At 49.9% G+C, this 1,049-nt stretch carries 1 protein-coding gene; it reads right to left on the reverse strand.

What is annotated here, in order from left to right:
- A complete protein-coding gene (locus ALPR1_RS20105) occupies positions 1-978 on the reverse strand; it encodes a PorP/SprF family type IX secretion system membrane protein (RefSeq protein WP_008203450.1) in 978 nt (325 codons plus the stop codon).
- Positions 979-1,049 lie beyond the last annotated feature (71 nt).

Here is a 1,049-nt window from a genome sequence, read left to right on the forward strand (position 1 = left end):
TCAGAACCATCTTTGGTTTTTCATTGCTGCTTTTCTAGGGGTCATGTAGAAGCCTACTGACAGCTCATGGGAGTTGTTCTTGTAGTTGCTCAGTACGTTCAGGTTATGGTCATACGCATAACCCAGTCTCAGACGGTCCGTCGCAAAAATCTCGATGATCGCCGCCACCGCGTTCCGGTTGTTCAGGTTCTCGGCAAGGTTGTCGTTCCAGATCTTTACGTTGCTCCGGTAACTTCCTCCAAGCCAGATCCTGTCGTAAAACAGAAACATCGCGTTCAGATCGTAGTTCGTCGGGGCTCCCTTCACTTCCTTGATCAGGAAGCTCGGCTTGAACTGTACCTGATCGGAGAAGGGGATCATCACACCCGCGGTCAGGTAATAGTGAAAATCATGATAGGCCAGCGCAACATCCTCTTTCTCCAAAGCCTTGCTCCCTACCATGTTGTACATACTGAAGCCCGCATAAAATCGGTCCGTATGGAAAAACAAACCCGTGTTCAGGTTCGGGGTCATCAGGTTGATACGTCCGTCGGGTATCTCGCTGTCAGGATAATCGTTCGGATCCAGCATGCTCCCGTCTATCGAATACTGGCTGAAACCAGCACTCACTCCAAGACCCAGCCAGCTCTTCGCTCCCGTCTGGATTCGATAAGCATACGTCAACAGACCTCCGGTCGTCTTCGCAGGACCCAGATTGTCGCTCATAAAACTCACCCCAAAGCCCATCGTTCCCTCGTTCGCCGCCAAATCAGCCGTCACCGTGAACGTCTCAGGCGCTCCCGGAAAATTGATCCACTGGCTGCGGTACGTGCTCTGGATATAGGGCTCGCCCTTGTAACCCGCATAACCCGGATTGATGTGCAACCCGTTGAAAATGTACTGGCTGAACTGCGGAAGCTGTTGGCCATTTCCCTCATGTACGCCGATAAAGATGGAAACCAAAAATGCAATACTTAAAATCCTGAAAAACGTTCTCATATCGATAGAGATTTAATGCTATAACAGATGGAAAGGAAATCACTTCTAATTTCCTTTCCCTTTGTGACTCG

The sequence above is a fragment of the Algoriphagus machipongonensis genome, from assembly GCF_000166275.1.
GTDB lineage: Bacteria > Bacteroidota > Bacteroidia > Cytophagales > Cyclobacteriaceae > Algoriphagus > Algoriphagus machipongonensis.

Excerpts from the sequence above, each read along its gene's own strand:
- ALPR1_RS20105 (WP_008203450.1), bottom strand. The coding sequence starts at position 978 with ATGAGAACGTTTTTCAGGATTTTAAGTATTGCATTTTTGGTTTCCATC.